The sequence below is a fragment of the Paracidovorax cattleyae genome, assembly GCF_900104515.1.
GTDB lineage: Bacteria > Pseudomonadota > Gammaproteobacteria > Burkholderiales > Burkholderiaceae_C > Paracidovorax > Paracidovorax cattleyae.
This window is the reverse complement of the sequence record NZ_FNJL01000086.1, coordinates 1-1,859: the sequence shown is the minus strand read 5'-3', so window position 1 is coordinate 1,859 and position 1,859 is coordinate 1. Positions and strand designations below refer to the sequence as shown.

3 protein-coding genes are annotated in these 1,859 nt (G+C 59.6%); 2 read left to right on the top strand and 1 reads right to left on the bottom strand.

The annotated features are described in order from the left end of the window. Positions 1-384 precede the first annotated feature (384 nt). Both BLR05_RS25575 and BLR05_RS26395 read left to right on the top strand, forming a co-directional pair. Entirely contained in the window at positions 385-684 is a 300-nt protein-coding gene (locus BLR05_RS25575; protein ID WP_092840638.1) for a hypothetical protein, read from the top strand. A 349-nt stretch (positions 685-1,033) separates the two neighbouring features. After that, positions 1,034-1,570 (top strand): hypothetical protein, encoded by a 537-nt coding sequence (locus BLR05_RS26395; protein ID WP_208606080.1) that lies wholly within the window; start codon positions 1,034-1,036, stop codon positions 1,568-1,570. A gap of 78 nt (positions 1,571-1,648) precedes the next feature. On the opposite strand, the gene BLR05_RS25570 is transcribed toward BLR05_RS26395, so the two are convergent. Continuing rightward, a partial coding sequence (locus tag BLR05_RS25570) for a JAB domain-containing protein (RefSeq protein WP_279616049.1) occupies positions 1,649-1,859 on the bottom strand: 211 nt, incomplete at its 5' end.

Here is a 1,859-nt window from a genome sequence, read left to right as displayed (position 1 = left end):
GTGCGGCCCGCAGGCGCAGCCGAGGACACGGCCCTGCGCGCCTTGACGGCGCACGGACGCGGGCTACAGTCGCGGACAAGGTGATGAAGTCAGGGGAGACGGCTGGACACGGCAGCGACCGCCTCACTGCGCCAAACCGCACGGCAAGCGAAGCGCGCAGGCCCGAAGCTGGAAGTCGGGCCGGAGGCGTCAGCCGAGCGGAGCGAGGGAACGATGGAAGCCCGCCAGGGGCGAGACCCGCGCAGCGGGGCTCGATGCACAGCACGACAGCGCGACCGGCCATCTCCCAGAGGGCCGGGGACGCCCATGCCATCGACCCAAGAGTTCAACAGCGAAAGCCCGGCATATGATGGGCTTCCTTCCCACAACACGGAGCGCAGGAGCATGCAAATCGTCAAGAACGCATGGGCGGCATTTCAGGCACGGCGCAAATGGGGGTTGCAGGAGATGAACGACTGGCTACTTGCAGCGCTGGGCGGCGGGTCATTCCTGATCGCTGGATACTGGTCGATGGCCGTGATTGACGTGCTGCCGGCGCTGGTGCGCGCGACCAACCAGCACGGACTCAACCTACCTGCCGCCGCTGCCTTCGTCTTCCTGGCAGGCTTGGGCGTCACTGTCTGGTTCCACGGCACCTTGGCAAAACGCTGCCATGAGATCCTGAAGGAGCGCCACTTCCGCTGAAGCGCGACCCGCAGAAAATCCTGACGCGGCATCGGGTGGCATCCCGATGTCGCAGGGAGGCGCTGTATGGGAATCTTGGCATGCCGGACGCGGGCGCCATTGACAGCTCCTCCCGCGAGCGCCTGAGCAGCGACAAGCCGGCACATTGGCGCAACCGATACGGTTGCCTGCGACGACGGCTACGCGGTACTTTTCTAGCCTCACTCCGAACTCGGCGTTCTCCCTGAGCCGCATGGCAAACTCCCGGCCATCTACCTGTTATCACTGCGACGCAATGGCCACAGGACAAGAGCACGCCCCTCCCAGATGCATCTACCCCAAGGGAATGGACTGGCCTCGGAAGATCACGGTGCCATCCTGCGCAAAGCACAATAACGACTTCTCCGAAGCAGACGAATATTTGAGGTTCCTCTTGGGAGCGATCGCAAAGAATGTTCCTGAGCCGATCATAAGCAGCGCCGTACGAGGAGCCATGCGTCTAGCGGAAAAACGCAGCAGTAATTTGAGGCAATTCGGCTTTCAATGGGAAGGCGATTTTTTAAATATCGGAAAGAGATTCCGGCTAAGAATCGAATTGCTACAAACTGTCTTGACCAAGATGGCTCGTGCACTCTATTTCCATCATTACAACTACCAAAAGAAACTCCTCATCCCCTTGGGGGCGCTTCCACTCTTCATCCCTCCAGATAGCTCGCCCGATCCAAGCTTCAACGCGACTATTGAGGAATTCAGAAAAGACACCGCTAAAGATATGGATATTCATCCCAAGTTCGGCGGCCATCAGGATATCTTTACATATCAGGTTTTCGAGTCGTCGGACTGGGTTCGGGTCAATATGAAATTTTATGGCCACCACCATGCGGCGGTGGTGGGAATTTTTCAATAGAAAATATCTCCATTGCCTCATGAGCTCTTTCGGCATTCCATCCGATGCAATGAAAAAGGGGGCCGAAGCCCCCGAAGTTCACCTCCAACCTTGCATCGCCATCGACACCGTGCGCGACCCCGCGACGATGAAGTGATCCAGGGTACGCACGTCCACCAGGCCCAGGGCGCTGCGCAGGCGCTCGGTGAGCTGCCTGTCCGTGTCGCTCGGCGTCCGGTTCCCGCTGGGATGGTTGTGCGCCAGAATCACGGCAGCCGCGTTCAAGCGCAGTGCTTCCTTCACCACGTCG

Coding starts and splice junctions, on each gene's coding strand:
- BLR05_RS25575 (WP_092840638.1), top strand. CDS start 385: ATGCAAATCGTCAAGAACGCATGGGCGGCATTTCAGGCACGGCGCAAA.